This window comes from Sphaerisporangium sp. NPDC004334, assembly GCF_053602655.1.
Genome location: NZ_JBSGDZ010000033.1, coordinates 1 through 15442, shown reverse-complemented (window position 1 = coordinate 15442; position 15442 = coordinate 1). Strand labels below are relative to the sequence as shown.

Genomic DNA, 15442 nt, shown 5'->3' with positions numbered 1-15442 from the left:
TAGGTCACCTACGAGGGGACGCATCGACATGCTTACCGCGGGAGAGGTCGCAGGCCTCATCGTCGCACTGTTCTGGGCGATATTGGTGTGCTTCATGGCCGTGGTGCTGGTGCGGCTGGCCCGGCTGCTCACCGAGACCGCCAAGATGGTCGCCGACCTGAGCGAGCGGGTCATCCCCCTGCTGGACGAGGTCAGCGTCACGGTCTCCGAGACCAACCGCCAGCTGGTCGCCGTCGAGGCCATCGCGGTCGACATGAAGCAGGTCAGCGGCAACATGGTCAAGGTCACCGGCGTCGCCTCGACGCTCCTGGCCAGGCCGCTCATCAAGGTCGCCGCGCTGCTGCACGGCCTGCGCGCCGCGTTCACCGGCCGCCGCAGGGGCGCCGCGTTCCAGGCGGGCGACAGGCGGTGGCGCGCGTGATCCGCCGGCTGTTCTACATGGCCCTGGGCGCGTACATCGCGGTCTGGGTGATGCGTAAGCTGCAAGCGTTGAAGCCCGACCACGTCGCGCGCCGCACGGCCGACCGCGCCATGGGCCTCGCCGAGGAGGCGCGCCTTCTCGCCGGCGACGTCCGGCGCCTGGCGGCCGGCAGGGAAACCGAGTTGCGAGCGCGCTTCGGCATCGACAGTGTTGAACAAATCCACGTAAACGACGTAAAGGATGGCCGCTGAGATGGAGTCGGCAGAGATCGCCCGCCGCTTCCTGCGCTTCTTCGAGGAGCGCGGTCACACTGTCGTGCCCTCGGCCAGCCTTGTCGCCGAGGACCCGACGCTGCTGCTGGTCAATGCGGGCATGGTGCCCTTCAAGCCCTACTTCCTGGGCCAGAAGAAGCCGCCGTTCCCGAGGGCGGCCAGCGCCCAAAAGGTCGTGCGCACGCTCGACATCGACGAGGTGGGCAAGACCACCCGGCACGCCAGCTTCTTCCAGATGCTCGGCAACTTCTCCTTCGGCGACTACTTCAAGGACCAGGCCCTGCCGTACGCCTGGGAGCTGCTGACCAGGCCCGAGTCCGAGGGCGGCTTCGGCTTCCCCGAGGAGCGCCTCTGGGTCACCGTCTACCACGACGACGACGAGGCCTTCGGCATCTGGCACAACAAGGTCGGCATCCCCGCCGAGCGCATCCAGCGCCGCGGCCTGGCCGACAACTACTGGCACATGGGCGTGCCCGGCCCCGGCGGCCCCTGCTCCGAGATCTACTACGACCGCGGCCCCGACTACGGCAAGGAAGGCGGCCCGGTCGCGGACGAGAACCGCTACCTGGAGGTCTGGAACAACGTCTTCATGCAGTTCCAGCTCAGCGCGGTCCGCAGCAAGGTCGACTTCGACGTCTCGGGCGAGCTGCCCGCCAAGAGCGTCGACACCGGCATGGGCCTCGAGCGCATGGCGGCCATTCTGCAGGGCGTCGACAACATCTACGAGATCGACACCACCTACAAGATCCTCGACCGGGCGGCCGACCTCACCAAGTCCCGCTACGGCCGCAGCACGCGCGCCGACGTCTCGCTGCGCGTCATCGCCGACCACCTGCGGGCCGGCGTCATGCTCGTGGGCGACGGCGTGCTGCCCTCCAACGAGGGCCGCGGCTACGTCCTGCGCCGCATGCTGCGCCGCGCCATCCGCAACCTGCGCCTGCTCGGCGCGGGCGAAGAGCGCTACATGCACGAGCTCACCGCCACCACCATCGAGGCGATGGGCCGGCAGTACCCCGAGCTCAAGAGCGACGCCGCGCACATCCACACGGTGATCGACGCCGAGGAGACCTCCTTCCTCGGCACCCTGCGCACCGGCACCGCGATCTTCGACGCGGCGGTCGAGGAGACCAAGCGCAAGGGCACCGCGACGCTCGCCGGCGGCCAGGCCTTCCAGCTGCACGACACCTACGGCTTCCCCATCGACCTGACGCTGGAGATGGCCTCCGAGCAGGGCCTGCAGGTCGACGAGGAGGGCTTCCGCCGCCTCATGGACGAGCAGCGCCACCGCGCCAAGGCCGACTCCGCGGCCAAGAAGACCGGCAACGCCGACATCTCCGTGCTCGGCGAGCTGCTCGACCGCGCGGGCAAGGTCGACTTCCTCGGCTACGACCTGACCACCGCCGAGGCCACCGTCATCGGCCTGCTCGTCGACGGCGCCTCGGTGCAGGCGGCGGGCGCGGGCACCACGGTCGAGGTCGTCCTCGACCGCACCCCGTTCTACGCCGAGGGCGGCGGCCAGCTGTCCGACCAGGGCGTGATCGGCACCGGCGGCGCGCACGTCGACATCGTGGACGTCCAGTCGCCCTTCGCCGGCCTGGTCGTGCACCGCGGCAAGGTCCGCGACGGCGAGATCCGCGTGGGCGACCAGGCGCACGCCGAGATCGACATCGAGCGGCGCCGGGCCATCTCCCGCAGCCACACCGCGACCCACCTGGTGCACCGCGGGTTCCGCAACGCGCTCGGCGAGAGCGCGGCGCAGGCCGGCTCCGAGAACTCCCCGGGGCGCTTCCGCTTCGACTTCACCGCGGCCGGCGCAGTCCCGCCGAGCGTGCTGCGCGACGTCGAGGACGAGGTCAACGCCATCCTGATCAACGACCTGAAGGTCCACGCCTACCACACCTCGCTCAACGAGGCCCGGTCGATGGGCGCCCTGGCGCTGTTCGGCGAGAAGTACGGCGACGAGGTCCGCATCGTCGAGGTCGGCGACTACTCCCGCGAGCTGTGCGGCGGCACCCACGTCGCCAGCTCCGGCCAGCTCGGCCTGGTCAAGGTGCTCGGCGAGGCGTCGATCGGCGCCGGCGTGCGCCGGGTCGAGGCCCTGGTCGGCATCGACGCCTTCCGCTTCCTGGCCCGCGAGAGCGTTCTGGTGGCCCAGCTCAGCGAGCAGCTCAAGGCCCGCCGCGAAGAGCTGCCCGAGCGCGTCGAGGGCATCGTCACCCGCCTGCGCACCGCCGAGCGCGAGCTGGAGAAGCTCCGCTCGGCCCAGGTGCTCGCGGTGGCCGGCGAGCTCGCGGCCTCCGCCCGCGACATCGAGGGCGTTTCGGTCGTCACCCACCGCGCGCCTGACGGCACTTCGCCCGATGACCTGCGTAAACTCGCCCTAGACGTGCGCGGCCGGTTCCCCGGTGACCGCGCCGCGATGATCGTGATCGCTGGTGTTCCCGCCGACCGGCCGGTCGTGGTCGCCGCTGTGAACGATGCGGGGCGCGCCCGGGGGCTCAAGGCCGGGCGACTGGTCGGCGTCGCCGCCAAGGCACTTGGGGGTGGCGGTGGCGGTAAGGATGACGTCGCGCAGGGCGGTGGCGCCCGTCCGGAGGCGATCGGCGACGCGCTCGGCGCCGTCGAGCACGCGGTCCGGGAGGCCCTGTCCTGAACACCGGCGCCCGCATCGGGAGCCCGCCGTGAGGGCGGGCGTCCGGCTCGGCGTCGACGTGGGTTCCGTCCGCGTCGGGGTGGCCCGCAGCGACCCTTCGGGCCTGCTGGCCACCCCCGTGGAGACCGTGCGGCGAGGCCGGGGCGACCTCGACCGCATCGCCGCGATCGCCGGCGAGCACGAGGCCGTCGAGATCGTCGTCGGCCTGCCCACCTCGCTGTCGGGCCGCGAGAGCCACGCGGCCGCCGCTGCGCGCGAGTTCGCCGTCCGGCTGGCCGGGCGGCTGGCGCCGACCCCGGTCCGGCTCTACGACGAGCGGCTGACCACCGTGACCGCGCAGCAGGGGCTGCGCGCCAGCGGCGTGAAGGCCAAGAACCAGCGCGAGGTGGTCGACCAGGCGGCCGCCGTGGTGCTGCTGCAGGCCGCCCTGGACGCCGAGCGGGCGAGCGGCGCCCCGCCGGGCAGACCCGTCGAGCCGCCGGGGCGCCGCCCCGGCGGGGAATCGAGCGCCGGGCCCGCGCGGTGACCCGCCAGGCGGGCCCCGGCGGCCCCGGCGACCCGAACGTTTCCCCTGATGTGCCCGATGTGAAGCGGGATGATTGGAACGTTCCGCCCACCACATCCGACCGGCCCGCGCGAGCGGACGCGGCGGGCGCGGACGCACCGGACCGGGACGTCCGTCCGGACGGGGCGGAGCGAGCGGACGCGGCGGAGCGAGCGGTTTCGACGCGCATCGAACAGCACGACGGCGGGCCGGAGGTGCGGGGCCGTGGCGTTCCGATGGGCCCGGACGAGGCCGACGGGGAACGGGACGGGCGCGAGCGGCAGGACGGGCCGCCGGACGGCCCCGACAGGCCCGACGATCCCGAGGACCCCGGCGACCTGATCGCTTTCAGCGACGAGGGCGGCGAGGAGGACGACGAACGGGCCCGCGCCGACCGCGGGCGCCGCGGGTTGCTCCTGCTGGTCGCCGGCGGCAGCGCCGTGGTGATCGCGGCCGGGCTGGCCGGCGCGCTCACCCTGTTCCGGCCACTGATGAGGCCCGCCGACTTCGAGGGCAGGGGCACGGTCCCGGTCGTGGTCGAGATCGCCCCGGGCGCGAGCGCGGGGCAGATCGCCGAGGTCCTGGTGAAGGCGGAGGTGGTGGCGAGCGCACGCGCGTTCGTGCACGCCGTGGAGGAGCGCGGCCAGTCCGGCAGCCTGCGGCCGGGGCGCTACCTGCTGCGCAAGCGCATGGCGGCCGCCTCCGCGCTGGACTCGCTTCTCGCGCCGCAGTCCAGGATCCGCAAGCGGGTGACGGTGCCTGAGGGGCTGCGCGCGGCCGAGGCCGTCGCCCGGCTCGCCAAGGGGTCGGGCCTGCCCGCCGCCGAGCTGTCCAAGGTGCTCGCCCGCCCCGCCGACCTCGGGCTGCCCGCCTACGCCAAGGGCGCCGCCGAGGGGTTCCTGTTCCCCGCGACCTACGACATCGAGCGCACGACGACCCCGCGCGACCTGCTGCGGTCGATGGTCCGCCGGTTCAGGCGCGCCGCCGCCCAGGTCGGGCTGGAGGCCGAGGCCGCCCGCCTGCGCCTCACGCCGCGCGAGGCGGTGGTGGTCGCCAGCATCGTGCAGGCGGAGGGGGGCAGGGAGGCCGACTATCCGAAGATCGCCAGAGTCATCTACAATCGCCTCGCGTCCGGAGCCAAGCTGGAGATGGACAGCACGGTGATGTACGGCCTGGGCAAGCACGGCATCGTGGCGTCGAACGCCGAGATCAAGCGCGACACCCCCTACAACACCTACATGCACCCCGGGCTGCCGCCCGGGCCGATCAGCAACCCCGGTGAGGCGGCGCTCAGCGCGGCACTTCGTCCGGCAAAGGGTGATTGGTACTGGTTTGTCACGGTCGACCCACAGCGTAGAATCACGAAATTCACTGACAAAGAGAGTGAGTTCGTGAAGTACCGAGAAGAGCTGCACAAACGTCTCGGGCAGCACCACTGATGCCCGGCGGTACGGCCGTCCCCTCCCGTACACGCCCGGTGACGCGGACCGGCGCGACCCCCGGCGCCGGACCGACCGGCCATACGGTAGGTCCTGCCGATTGTGAGCACTGGCTTGACGGCGGGCCGGTCCGACCGGGAGATTGGCGAACGCACCCATGAACGATCTCGACCTCGATAGCTTGCTGGGTGCCGAGGACGACGAAGGTCCCCGGCGCCGGTCTCGTGGTTCCCGATCCGCGCAAAGGCGCAGCAAGAAGCGCCAGCGGCGCCAGCGGCGCAAGGGCTTCGTCGCCTTCTTCGTCGCGATCGTCATCATCGTCGGAGTCCTCGGCGTCGGCGGCTACTTCGGCTACAACTGGATCCGCGGCGTCACGATCCCCAAGGACTACACCGGCCAGGGCTCCGGCGAGGTCCTCGTGGAGATCAAAGAGGGGCAGAGCGCCACCGACATCGCCCAGACCCTGGTCGACCAGGGCGTCGTGGCGAGCGAGCGGGCGTTCATCAACGCCATCGGCGCCGCCGGCAAGAGCGCCTCCCTCCAGCCGGGCGAGTACAAGCTCCGCAAGGGCATGGCCGCGGCCAACGCCGTCCCCCTCCTGGACCCCAAGCGCCGCCTGCAGACCACTCTCACCGTGCGCGAGGGGCTGCGGCTCTCCCAGATCTTCCAGCAGCTCTCGACCGCGACCGGCAAGCCCGTGCGCGACTTCGAGAAGGCGGCCAAGGACGCCGAGGCGCTTGACCTGCCGTCCTACGCCAAGAAGCGGCTCGAGGGCTTCGCCTTCCCCGCCACCTACGAGGTCTCGCCCAAGTCGGCCCCCGAGGACCTGCTCGCCGCGATGGTCGAGCGGTACAAGAAGGCCGCCGACGATGTCGGCCTGGTGGCCGGGGCCCGGCGGGTCGGCCACACCCCGCTGGAGGTCCTGACGATCGCGAGCATCGTGCAGGCCGAGTCGGGCAGCAAGCGCGACATGCCGAAGGTCGCCCGGGTGATCTACAACCGGCTGCAGCGCACGCCGCCGATGCTGCTGCAGATGGACAGCACCGTCATGTACGGCCTGAACAAGTTCGGCGTCTCCGCCACGCACGCCGATCTGAAGAGCAAGTCGGCCTACAACACCTACGCGCGCCCGGGCCTGCCGCCGGGGCCGATCACCAACCCCGGCGAAGACGCCATCAAGGCCACGCTCAAGCCGGCCGACGGGCCCTGGCTGTTCTTCGTCACCACCGACACCAAGCGCGGCATCACCAAGTTCACCGACTCCCAGGAAGAGCACGACAGGTTCGTCCAGGAGTTCAACCGCAACCAGGCGGGCGGCTGATGGAGCGCCGCGCCGCGGTCCTGGGCTCGCCGATCGCGCACTCGCTGTCGCCGTGCCTGCACCGCGCCGCCTACCGGGCGCTCGGCCTCACCGGCTGGCGGTACGACGCCATCGAGTGCGACGAGGCGGGCCTGGCCGGGCTGATGGCCACGATGGGCCCCGAATGGGCCGGGCTGTCGCTCACCATGCCGCTCAAGCGAGCGGTCCTGCCGCTGCTGGACACCGTCGCCGACCTCGCCGTGCGGGTGGGCGGGGTCAACACGGTGGTGTTCCGGGACGGAGCGCGGCACGGCGAGAACACCGACGTGCACGGCATCGTCCGCGCGCTCACCGAGGCGGGGGTCGCGGCGCCGCGCTCGGCGACCATCCTCGGCGGCGGCGCGACGGCCGGCTCCTCGCTCGCCGCCCTGCGCGAGCTGGGGCTCCGGGAGGCGACGCTGGTCGTGCGCGACCGGTCGCGGGCGGAGGAGACCGCACAGGTGGCCGACCGGCTCGGCATGGCCCTGTCGGTCCGGCGCTTCGACGAGCTGGGCGCCGCCCTCGACGCCGACCTGGCCATCTCGACTCTGCCGTCGGGCGCGGCGGACGCCTACGCCGAGGCCGTGGCGGTCGTGCCCGCCGTCTTCGACGTGGTCTACGCCCCCTGGCCCACCCGGCTCGCGCGCGCCGTCCGCGACAAGGGCGGAACGGTCATCGGCGGCTTCGCCATGCTGCTCCACCAGGCCGTCCGCCAGGTCGAGCTGTACACCGGCCAGGCCCCCGTACCGGTGGACCCGGTGCGCGCCGCCGGCGAGACCGAGTTGCTCAGGCGTTCGGCCCGTACACACTGAGCTTCCGGCCCCTGGCGAACGGCCGTTTCGTTGCCCTCTGCACCGGAAGGCTCGCGCAGGGTGACAGGGGTGTGGGATGATTCGGCGGGGGCACGGTGTTGTGGTAATGTTGCTGCTTGATCGGTCCGGCGTGCGCGCTGGACGCGCAAGCGGAGGTCTTCCTCCCACCTGATCGGCTGTGAGGCCGGCGGGTCAAGGATCACTACCGGACTACTCCGGGGAGCTCTCGATCGATGATCTGAGAGCTCGGTGGCCCCGCATGCGCGACGTGCGGGGCTTTTCGCTTTCCGGCGTGAGGCCCCATGGCACGGTCGAGCACGAACGCGGAAATGCCAGGTACCTAGGAGGTCCCATCAGCACTGAGCCCCGCATCAACGAGCGCATTCGTGTGCCCGAGGTCCGCCTCGTGGGCCCGAACGGCGAGCAGGTCGGCATCGTCTCCATCGGAGACGCCCTGAAGCTGGCCCAGGAGTCCGATCTCGATCTGGTCGAGGTCGCGGCCACGGCTCGTCCGCCCGTGTGCAAGCTCATGGACTACGGCAAGTTCAAGTACGAGTCCGCCATGAAGGCACGCGAGGCGCGCCGTAACCAGGCGCACACGATCATCAAGGAGATCAAGCTCCGGCCGAAGATCGACCCGCATGACTACGAGACCAAGAAGGGTCACGTCGTGCGGTTCCTCAAAGCGGGGGACAAGGTCAAGGTCACCATCATGTTCCGCGGGCGTGAGCAGTCCCGCCCCGAGCTGGGCTTCCGGCTCCTGCAGCGGCTGGCGGAGGACGTGACGGAGCTCGGCTTCGTCGAGTCCCAGCCCAAGCAGGACGGCCGAAACATGATCATGGTGATCGGGCCGCACAAGAAGAAGGCCGAGGCCAAGGCCGAGAAGGCCGCCGCGCGCGCGCGGACCGACGACCCGGCGCATGACGACATCGAGCATGACGACGTGAACATCGAGCATGACGACGTGAACATCGAGCATGACGACGTGAGCGTCGGCGCCGACATGGCGGGGGCTTCGGAACCGCACGAGTGACGCGGCCCGCCTGACGATCCGGCGGCGAGCGTAGAGAACACCGACACCGGGTGAGGTGCCACAGCCGGCCGAACGGCCTGGCTGGGGTACCTTGACCCGGGATATCGGCACGGACGAACGAGGGAGAGACGGCTGAGATGCCGAAGATGAAGACGCACAGCGGTGCGAAGAAGCGGTTCCGCCTCAGCGGCAGCGGCAAGATCATTCGCCGGCGCGCGAACCGTGCCCACTACAACGAGTGGAAGTCGTCGACGCTGACGCGCCGTCTGAAGCCTGAGGTCGTCATGTCCGATGCCGACACCAAGAAGATCAAGAAGCTGCTCGGTAAGTAACCGAACCCCCGGGGAGATAGAACAATGGCACGCGTAAAGCGGGCGCTCAACGCCAAGAAGAAGCGCCGCGTCGTCCTCGAGCGGGCGAGTGGTTACCGGGGTCAGCGGTCGAGGCTGTACCGCAAGGCCAAGGAGCAGATGCTCCACTCCTTGACCTACGCCTACCGCGACCGCAAGGACAAGAAGGGCGCCTTCCGGCGGCTGTGGATCCAGCGCATCAACGCCGCGGCGCGCGCGAACGGCATCACCTACAACCGGTTCATCCAGGGCCTGAAGGCCGCCGGTGTCGAGGTCGACCGCAAGATCCTCGCCGATCTCGCCGTCAACGACAGCCAGACCTTCGCCACGCTGGCCGAGACCGCCAGGAAGGCGCTTCCGGCCGACGTGAACGCGCCGGCCGCGAGCTGATCGCGACGCACGTCCTGGTGAACGACTCGTTCTCTCGTGGAGCGGGTCGTTCACTGTTTTCCGCGTCGTTTTCCGCGTCGTTTTCCGGGTCGTCGCGGCGGGCCATGCCGCGGCGGTCCGGGGGTTGCTAAGGGGGCACATGGCCGGGTCCGAGCTGACCAATGTCAAGTCGCCGCGGGTCAAGGCCGCCAAGCGCCTGACCAAGCGGGCGTTCAGGGACCGCGATCGGTCCTTCCTGGCCGAGGGCCCGCAGGCCGTCAGGGAGGCGCTGGCGCTGCCCGGCGTCGCGGTCGAGCTGTTCACCACCGCCGAGGCCGAGAGCAGGCACGCCGACATCGTGACCGCCGCCAGGCTGGCGGGGGTGCCGGTGCACGGCGCCAGCGGCGAGGTCATGGCCGAGCTGGCCCAGACGGTCACGCCGCAGGGGCTGCTCGCGGTCTGCCGTTTCGTGCACGTCCCGCTCGCCGAGGCCGTCACCGAGACGGCCGGGCTCGTCGCCGTGCTCGCTCACGTGCGCGACCCCGGCAACGCCGGCACCGTCCTGCGCACGGCCGACGCGGCGGGCGCGGACGCGGTGGTGTTCACCGACGCCTCGGTGGACCCCTACAACGGCAAGTGCGTCAGGGCCAGCGCCGGCAGCCTGTTCCACCTGCCGGTGGTCACCGCGGCGCCGGTGGCCCAGACCGTGCGTCACCTGAAGGACAAGGGCCTGCGGGTGCTGGCGGCCGACGGGGCGGGCGACAGGACGCTCGACGACGTGGACCTCGCCGGGCCGACGGCGTGGATCTTCGGCAACGAGGCGTGGGGGCTCCCCGAGGAGATCCTCCGCCTGGCCGACGACGTCGTCCGGGTGCCCATCTACGGGCGCGCCGAAAGCCTCAACCTGGCCACGGCGGCCGCCGTCTGTCTCTACGCCTCGGCGCGGGCCCGCCGCGCCGGCTGACCCCTGCGGCCCGCCCGGAAATCCGTTACCGGACAACTCGCCATGTTTCGGGCGAGGCGTGCCGTCCCGCGCTGGCGCGGGGCTGCCGCCGGGTACGGGAAACCCGCTATTGTCGGCGCTGTAGGGGTCGAGGGAGGCGATAGTGCGCGGCGAGCAAACCCACCGGCGGGGCGCCGATGCCGCGTGCTCGATCGACGTCGACGACCTTCCTGAGGGCGTCATCGTGGCCGACGGCCGCGGCCGGGTGGTGGCCTTCAACCGGGCCGCCTGCCGCCTCACCGGCGTGGGGGGCGACGCCGTCGTCGGCAAGTACTTCCCCGACGTCCTGCCCTTCCGCGACGACGACGGCCGCGACTGGTGGAAGTGGCTGGACGCCTACGGAGGGCTGCGCATCCGCAGCCGCCAGCCCGAGTGCTCCCTGTATCTTCCCGGCGGCCACGAGCTGCTGGTCGCGGCCCGGTTCGTCCGCAGACCCGCGCGGGGCGGCGAGGTCGAGCGCGTCGTGGTCACCCTGCGCGACGCCGCGGCGCGCGCCCGCCTCGAGCGCAGCCGGGCCGACCTGGTCTCCACCGTCGCCCACGAGCTGCGCTCCCCGCTGACCAGCGTCAAGGGGTTCACCGCCACTCTGCTGGCCAAGTGGAGCCGCTTCACCGACGACCAGAAGCGCGTGATGCTCGAGACCGTCAACGCCGACGCCGACCGGGTCACGCGGCTGATCACCGAGCTGCTCGACGTCTCGCGCATCGAGTCCGGCCGCTTGCAGATCCACCGCCAGGTGGTCGACGTCCCGGCCCGGGCCCGCAAGATCATCGCCGGCCGGGTCGCCGCGGGCGAGCCGGAGGACCGCTTCCGCCTGGAGACGCGCGGCGAGCTCCCCGAGATGTGGCTCGACCAGGACAAGATCGACCAGATCCTCGGCAACTTGCTGGAAAACGCGGTGCGCCACGGGCGAGGTACGGTGACCATAGTGGTGGAGCCCGTCGAGTGGGGAGTAGCCGTGTCCGTGCGTGACCAGGGTGAGGGTGTGGCACCCGAGCTGGCCTCGCGCGTCTTCCGGCAGTTCTGGCGCGGCAACGGGCGCCGCCGCGGCGGCACGGGCCTCGGCCTGTTCATCGTGAAGGGCCTGGTGGAGGCCCACGGCGGCACGATCACCGTGCAGCGGGCGCCCGGCGGGGGCGCCGAGTTCCGATTTACCATGCCCGCCGGCACCCCCGACTTCGCCTGAGGCGTCGGGACCGGCCGGTGGGCGACACCACGCCGGCATCCGCCGGCTCGGCCGCGTCGCGTCCGGCGCCCGACCGCGGCAGCGGTCGCGGGGTCCGGCCGCGGTCAGGAGGCTGTGAGCGCCGCCCCGTTCGCGCATGATCGCGGTGGTCGTCCACAGCGCACCGTTCGTGGCCGGTCCGCCACTCTGGACGGACTAGACTCGTGCCCGCTCAAGCCCTGGATACGGAGCTCTCTCTTGTCGAACACCTATGACCCGGTCGAGGTGACGCCGTTGCACGCCGACGAGGTGGCGCGCATGGAGGCCGAAGCCGTAGCCGCCATCGACGCGGCGGCCGACCTCGACGAACTCAAGCAAGTGCGGCTCGCCCACGCCGGTGACCGGTCGCCGATCGCGCTCGCCAACCGCGAGATCGGCGCCCTTCCGCCCCAGGCCCGCGCCGAGGCCGGCAAGCGCATCGGCGGGGCGCGCAAGACCATCGGCGAGGCGCTCACCGCCCGGCAGGCCGTGCTGACCGCCGAGCGCGACGAGCGCGTCCTGGTCGAGGAGACCGTCGACGTCACCCTGCCGTGGGACCGCCGCCCGCGCGGCGCCCGCCACCCGCTCACCACCCTCCAAGAGCGCATCGCCGACGCCTTCGTCGCCATGGGCTACGAGGTCGCCGAGGGGCCTGAGCTGGAAGGCGAGTGGTTCAACTTCGACGCGCTCAACATCGCGCCCGACCACCCGGCCCGCTCCGAGCACGACACCTTCTTCGTCGGCTCGGTCGACTCCGGCATGGTGCTGCGCACCCAGACCTCCCCGGTGCAGATCCGCGCGCTGCTGTCGCGCGACCTTCCGGTCTACGTCGTCTCGCCGGGCAAGGTCTTTCGCACCGACGAACTCGACGCCACCCACACCCCGGTGTTCCACCAGGTCGAGGGGCTGGCCATCGACGAGGGCCTGACTATGGCCCACCTGAAGGGCACGCTCGACCGGTTCGCCGAGGTCATGTTCGGCCAGGGCATCAGCACCCGGTTCCGGCCCAACTACTTCCCCTTCACCGAGCCGTCGGCCGAGATGGACCTGCGCTGCTTCGTCTGCCGGGGCGCCTCGGCCGTGCCGGGCAACCCGCCCTGCCGCACCTGCAAGTCCGAGGGCTGGATCGAATGGGGCGGCTGCGGCATGGTCAACCCGCGCGTGCTGGTGGCCTGCGGCGTCGACCCCGAGCGCTACAGCGGGTTCGCCTTCGGCATGGGCGTCGAGCGGACCTTGATGTTCCGCAACAACGCCGAGGACATGCGAGACATGGTCGAGGGAGACGTGCGCTTCACGCTCCCGTTCGGTATGGAGGCCTGATGAAGTTCCCGCTCTCCTGGCTGCGGGAGTACGTCGACCTGCCGGCCGCCACCGCCCACGAGGTCGCAGAGAAGCTCACCGCCGCTGGGCTCAAGCTCGAGTCGATCGAGTCGGTCGGCGACGACATCAAGAACGTCGTCGTCGGCGAGGTCCTGTCGATCGAGGAGCTCGCCGGGTTCAAGAAGCCCATCCGCTACTGCTCGGTCGAGGTCGGCGAGGCCGCGCCGCGCTGGCTGATCTGCGGCGCCACCAACTTCGCCGTGGGCGACCGCGTCGCGGTGGCGCTGCCGGGCGCCGTCCTGCCCGGCGGGTTCGAGGTCGGGTCCCGCAAGACCTACGGCCATGTCTCCGACGGCATGATCTGCTCGGCGCGCGAGCTCGGCATCGGCGAGGACCACAGCGGCATCCTCATCCTGCCCGCCGACACCCACCTGGGCGCCGACGTGGTCGAGCTGCTCGGCCTGCGCGACGACGTCATCGAGCTGGAGGTCACTCCCGACCGCGGGTACGCCCTGTCGATCAGGGGCGTCGCCCGCGAGGTCGCCACCGCCTTCGGCGTGCCCTGGCGCGACCCGGCCGACATCGAGCCGCCCGCCTTCGACGACGAGGCCCACCCGGCCTCGATCGCCGACCCGACGGCCTGCGACCGGTTCGTGCTGCGCTCGGTGTCCGGCTTCGACCCCTCGGCCGAGACTCCCATGTGGATGCAGGTGCGCCTGGCCCGCGCGGGCATGCGCCCGGTGTCGCTGGCCGTCGACGTCACCAACTACCTCATGCTCGAGCTCGGCCAGCCGCTGCACGCCTTCGACCGTTCCCGGCTCACCGGGCCGATCGTGGTGCGCAGGGCCGAGCCGGGCGAGAGGCTCGAGACGCTCGACCACGTCGTGCGCGAGCTGCACCCCGATGACATCCTGATCACCGACTCCTCCGGGGCGATCTCCATGGCCGGCACGATGGGCGGCCTGGCCACCGAGATCTCCGGCGAGTCCACCGAGCTGGTGATCGAGGCGGCCCACTTCTCGGCCACCGGCACGGCGCGCATGTCGCGCCGCCACAACCTGGTGAGCGAGGCATCGCGCCGGTTCGAACGCGGCGTCGACCCCGAGCTGCCGCTGTACGCCTCCTGGCGCGCGGTGCAGATGCTGGTCGCCTTCGGCGGCGGCACCGCCGAGGCCGGGGTCACCCACGCCTTCGTCGACGTCGAGCCGGCGACGATCGTCATCCCGGCCGACCACCCCGACCAGGTCGCCGGCGTCGCCTACGGCCGCGACACCGTCGTGCGCCGCCTCGAGCAGGTCGGCTGCACGGTCGTCGCCCAGGGCGCCGCCAGCGGCCAGGCGGTCGCCGAGGCCGTCCCGGCCGACGTGCTCGAGGGGCCCGCCCGGCCCGACCCGGCCGAGCTGCTGGTCGTGACGCCGCCCTCCTGGCGTCCCGACCTGACCGACCCCAACGACCTGGCCGAGGAGGTCATCCGGCTCGAGGGCTACGAGCGCCTGCCCTCGGTGCTGCCCGCCGCCCCGGCCGGGGCCGGGCTGACCGAGGCCCAGCGGCTGCGCCGCCGCGTGGGCCGCGCGCTCGCCGCCGCCGGGTACGTCGAGACGCTCGCCTACCCGTTCATCGGCACCCGCGACCTGGACGGCCTGCAGCTCTCCGCGGACGACGCGCGGCGCCGCACCCTCCGCCTGGCCAACCCGCTGAGCGAGGACGAACCGCTCATGCGCACCACGCTGCTGCCCGGCCTGCTCAAGACGCTGGTCCGCAACGTCGGGCGCGGCTTCGGCGACGTGGCGCTGTTCGAGTCCGGGCTGGTCTACCGGCCCGAGCCCGGCGCCCCGGCCAAGGCGCCCGTGCTCGGCGTCGAGCGCCGGCCGTCGCAGGGGGAGCTGGACGGCATCGCCGCGGCGCTGCCCCGCCAGCCCCTGCGGGTCGCGGTGGTGCTCGCCGGCGAGTTCGACCGCTCCGGCTGGTGGGGCCAGGGACGCCCGGCCGGCTGGTCCGACGCCGTGGAGGCCGCGCGCCTGGTCGTGCGTGAGGCCGGGCTGGAGCCCGTGGTCCGCGCCGACCGGCACGAGCCGTGGCACCCGGGCCGGTGCGCGGCGCTGTACGTGGGAGAGGCGTTGGTCGGCCACGCCGGCGAGCTGCACCCGCGCGTCGTCGAGGCCTTCGGCCTGCCGCCGCGCACGTGCGCGATGGAGCTCGAGCTCAGCGTCCTGGAGGCCGCCCTGCCCGGGGCGGTGCAGGCGGTGCCCGTCTCCTCCTACCCCGTCGCCACGCAGGACGTCGCGCTCGTCGTCCCGGCAGAGGTGCCGGTCGCGCAGGTCGAGGCCGCGCTGCGCGAGGGCGCGGGCGAGCTGCTGGAGTCCATCCGGCTGTTCGACGTCTACACCGGGGCGCAGGTGGGCGAGGGCAACAAGTCCCTGGCCTACACCCTGCGCTTCCGCGCCGCCGACCGCACGCTGACCGTCGAAGAGACCACCGCCGCCCGCGACGCCGCGGTGGCCCAGGCCACCAGCAGCACCGGCGCCCACCTCCGCAGCGCCTGACCCAACAAGGGGCGGGGTGGCCTCACCCATCCCGCTCCTGCCCCTTTCCGACCCGGCACCAGGGGGGGGGGGGGGGGGGGCGCGCCCCCCCCCCCCCCGCGCGGGCACCCCCCCCCCCCCCCGGGGGCCCCGGGGGCGAC

Annotated in this window: 14 protein-coding genes; all 14 read left to right on the top strand. The window is 72.2% G+C overall.

The window, feature by feature from the left end:
- Positions 1-28: 28 nt before the first annotated feature.
- The 14 genes from ACWEN6_RS33800 (at position 29) to ACWEN6_RS33735 (ending at position 15302) form a co-directional block, all read left to right on the top strand.
- Positions 29-421: a DUF948 domain-containing protein gene (locus ACWEN6_RS33800; RefSeq protein ID WP_354923662.1), complete on the top strand. Its 393-nt coding sequence runs from the start codon at positions 29-31 to the stop codon at positions 419-421.
- A complete protein-coding gene (locus ACWEN6_RS33795) occupies positions 418-672 on the top strand; it encodes a hypothetical protein (RefSeq protein WP_452575980.1) in 255 nt (84 codons plus the stop codon). Before ACWEN6_RS33800 ends, ACWEN6_RS33795 begins: the two co-directional genes overlap by 4 nt.
- Position 673: 1 nt before the next feature.
- Entirely contained in the window at positions 674-3346 is a 2673-nt protein-coding gene (gene alaS, locus ACWEN6_RS33790) for an alanine--tRNA ligase (RefSeq protein WP_452575978.1), read from the top strand.
- Positions 3347-3374: 28 nt separating this feature from the next.
- On the top strand, positions 3375-3872 hold the full coding sequence (ruvX, locus tag ACWEN6_RS33785; RefSeq protein ID WP_452575976.1) for a Holliday junction resolvase RuvX: 498 nt from the start codon (positions 3375-3377) through the stop codon (positions 3870-3872).
- Positions 3873-4126: 254 nt separating this feature from the next.
- Complete coding sequence (mltG, locus tag ACWEN6_RS33780; RefSeq protein WP_452575974.1) at positions 4127-5329, top strand: endolytic transglycosylase MltG; 1203 nt, start codon at positions 4127-4129, stop codon at positions 5327-5329.
- Between the two features lie 157 nt (positions 5330-5486).
- Positions 5487-6650: an endolytic transglycosylase MltG gene (mltG, locus tag ACWEN6_RS33775; RefSeq protein WP_452575972.1), complete on the top strand. Its 1164-nt coding sequence runs from the start codon at positions 5487-5489 to the stop codon at positions 6648-6650.
- Positions 6650-7480 carry a shikimate dehydrogenase gene (locus tag ACWEN6_RS33770; RefSeq protein WP_452575970.1) on the top strand — a complete coding sequence of 277 codons (831 nt, stop codon included), beginning with the start codon at positions 6650-6652 and terminating at the stop codon, positions 7478-7480. The genes mltG (ACWEN6_RS33775) and ACWEN6_RS33770 overlap by 1 nt, the downstream gene beginning before the upstream one ends.
- A gap of 259 nt (positions 7481-7739) precedes the next feature.
- Positions 7740-8513 (top strand): translation initiation factor IF-3, encoded by a 774-nt coding sequence (gene infC, locus ACWEN6_RS33765; RefSeq protein WP_452575968.1) that lies wholly within the window; start codon positions 7740-7742, stop codon positions 8511-8513.
- A 137-nt stretch (positions 8514-8650) separates the two neighbouring features.
- On the top strand, positions 8651-8845 hold the full coding sequence (rpmI, locus tag ACWEN6_RS33760; protein ID WP_189163794.1) for a 50S ribosomal protein L35: 195 nt from the start codon (positions 8651-8653) through the stop codon (positions 8843-8845).
- Positions 8846-8869: 24 nt separating this feature from the next.
- Positions 8870-9253 carry a 50S ribosomal protein L20 gene (gene rplT, locus ACWEN6_RS33755; protein ID WP_452575966.1) on the top strand — a complete coding sequence of 128 codons (384 nt, stop codon included), beginning with the start codon at positions 8870-8872 and terminating at the stop codon, positions 9251-9253.
- 139 nt (positions 9254-9392) lie between these two features.
- Entirely contained in the window at positions 9393-10196 is an 804-nt protein-coding gene (locus ACWEN6_RS33750) for a TrmH family RNA methyltransferase (RefSeq protein ID WP_354923649.1), read from the top strand.
- 142 nt (positions 10197-10338) lie between these two features.
- The gene (locus ACWEN6_RS33745) at positions 10339-11421 is read left to right on the top strand and encodes a sensor histidine kinase (protein WP_354847906.1); all 1083 of its coding nucleotides are present in this window, start codon (positions 10339-10341) and stop codon (positions 11419-11421) included.
- A gap of 297 nt (positions 11422-11718) precedes the next feature.
- Positions 11719-12759 (top strand): phenylalanine--tRNA ligase subunit alpha, encoded by a 1041-nt coding sequence (gene pheS, locus ACWEN6_RS33740; protein ID WP_452576081.1) that lies wholly within the window; start codon positions 11719-11721, stop codon positions 12757-12759.
- Positions 12759-15302, top strand: coding sequence for a phenylalanine--tRNA ligase subunit beta (locus ACWEN6_RS33735; RefSeq protein ID WP_452575964.1), 2544 nt, complete (start codon positions 12759-12761; stop codon positions 15300-15302). Before pheS ends, ACWEN6_RS33735 begins: the two co-directional genes overlap by 1 nt.
- Positions 15303-15442 lie beyond the last annotated feature (140 nt).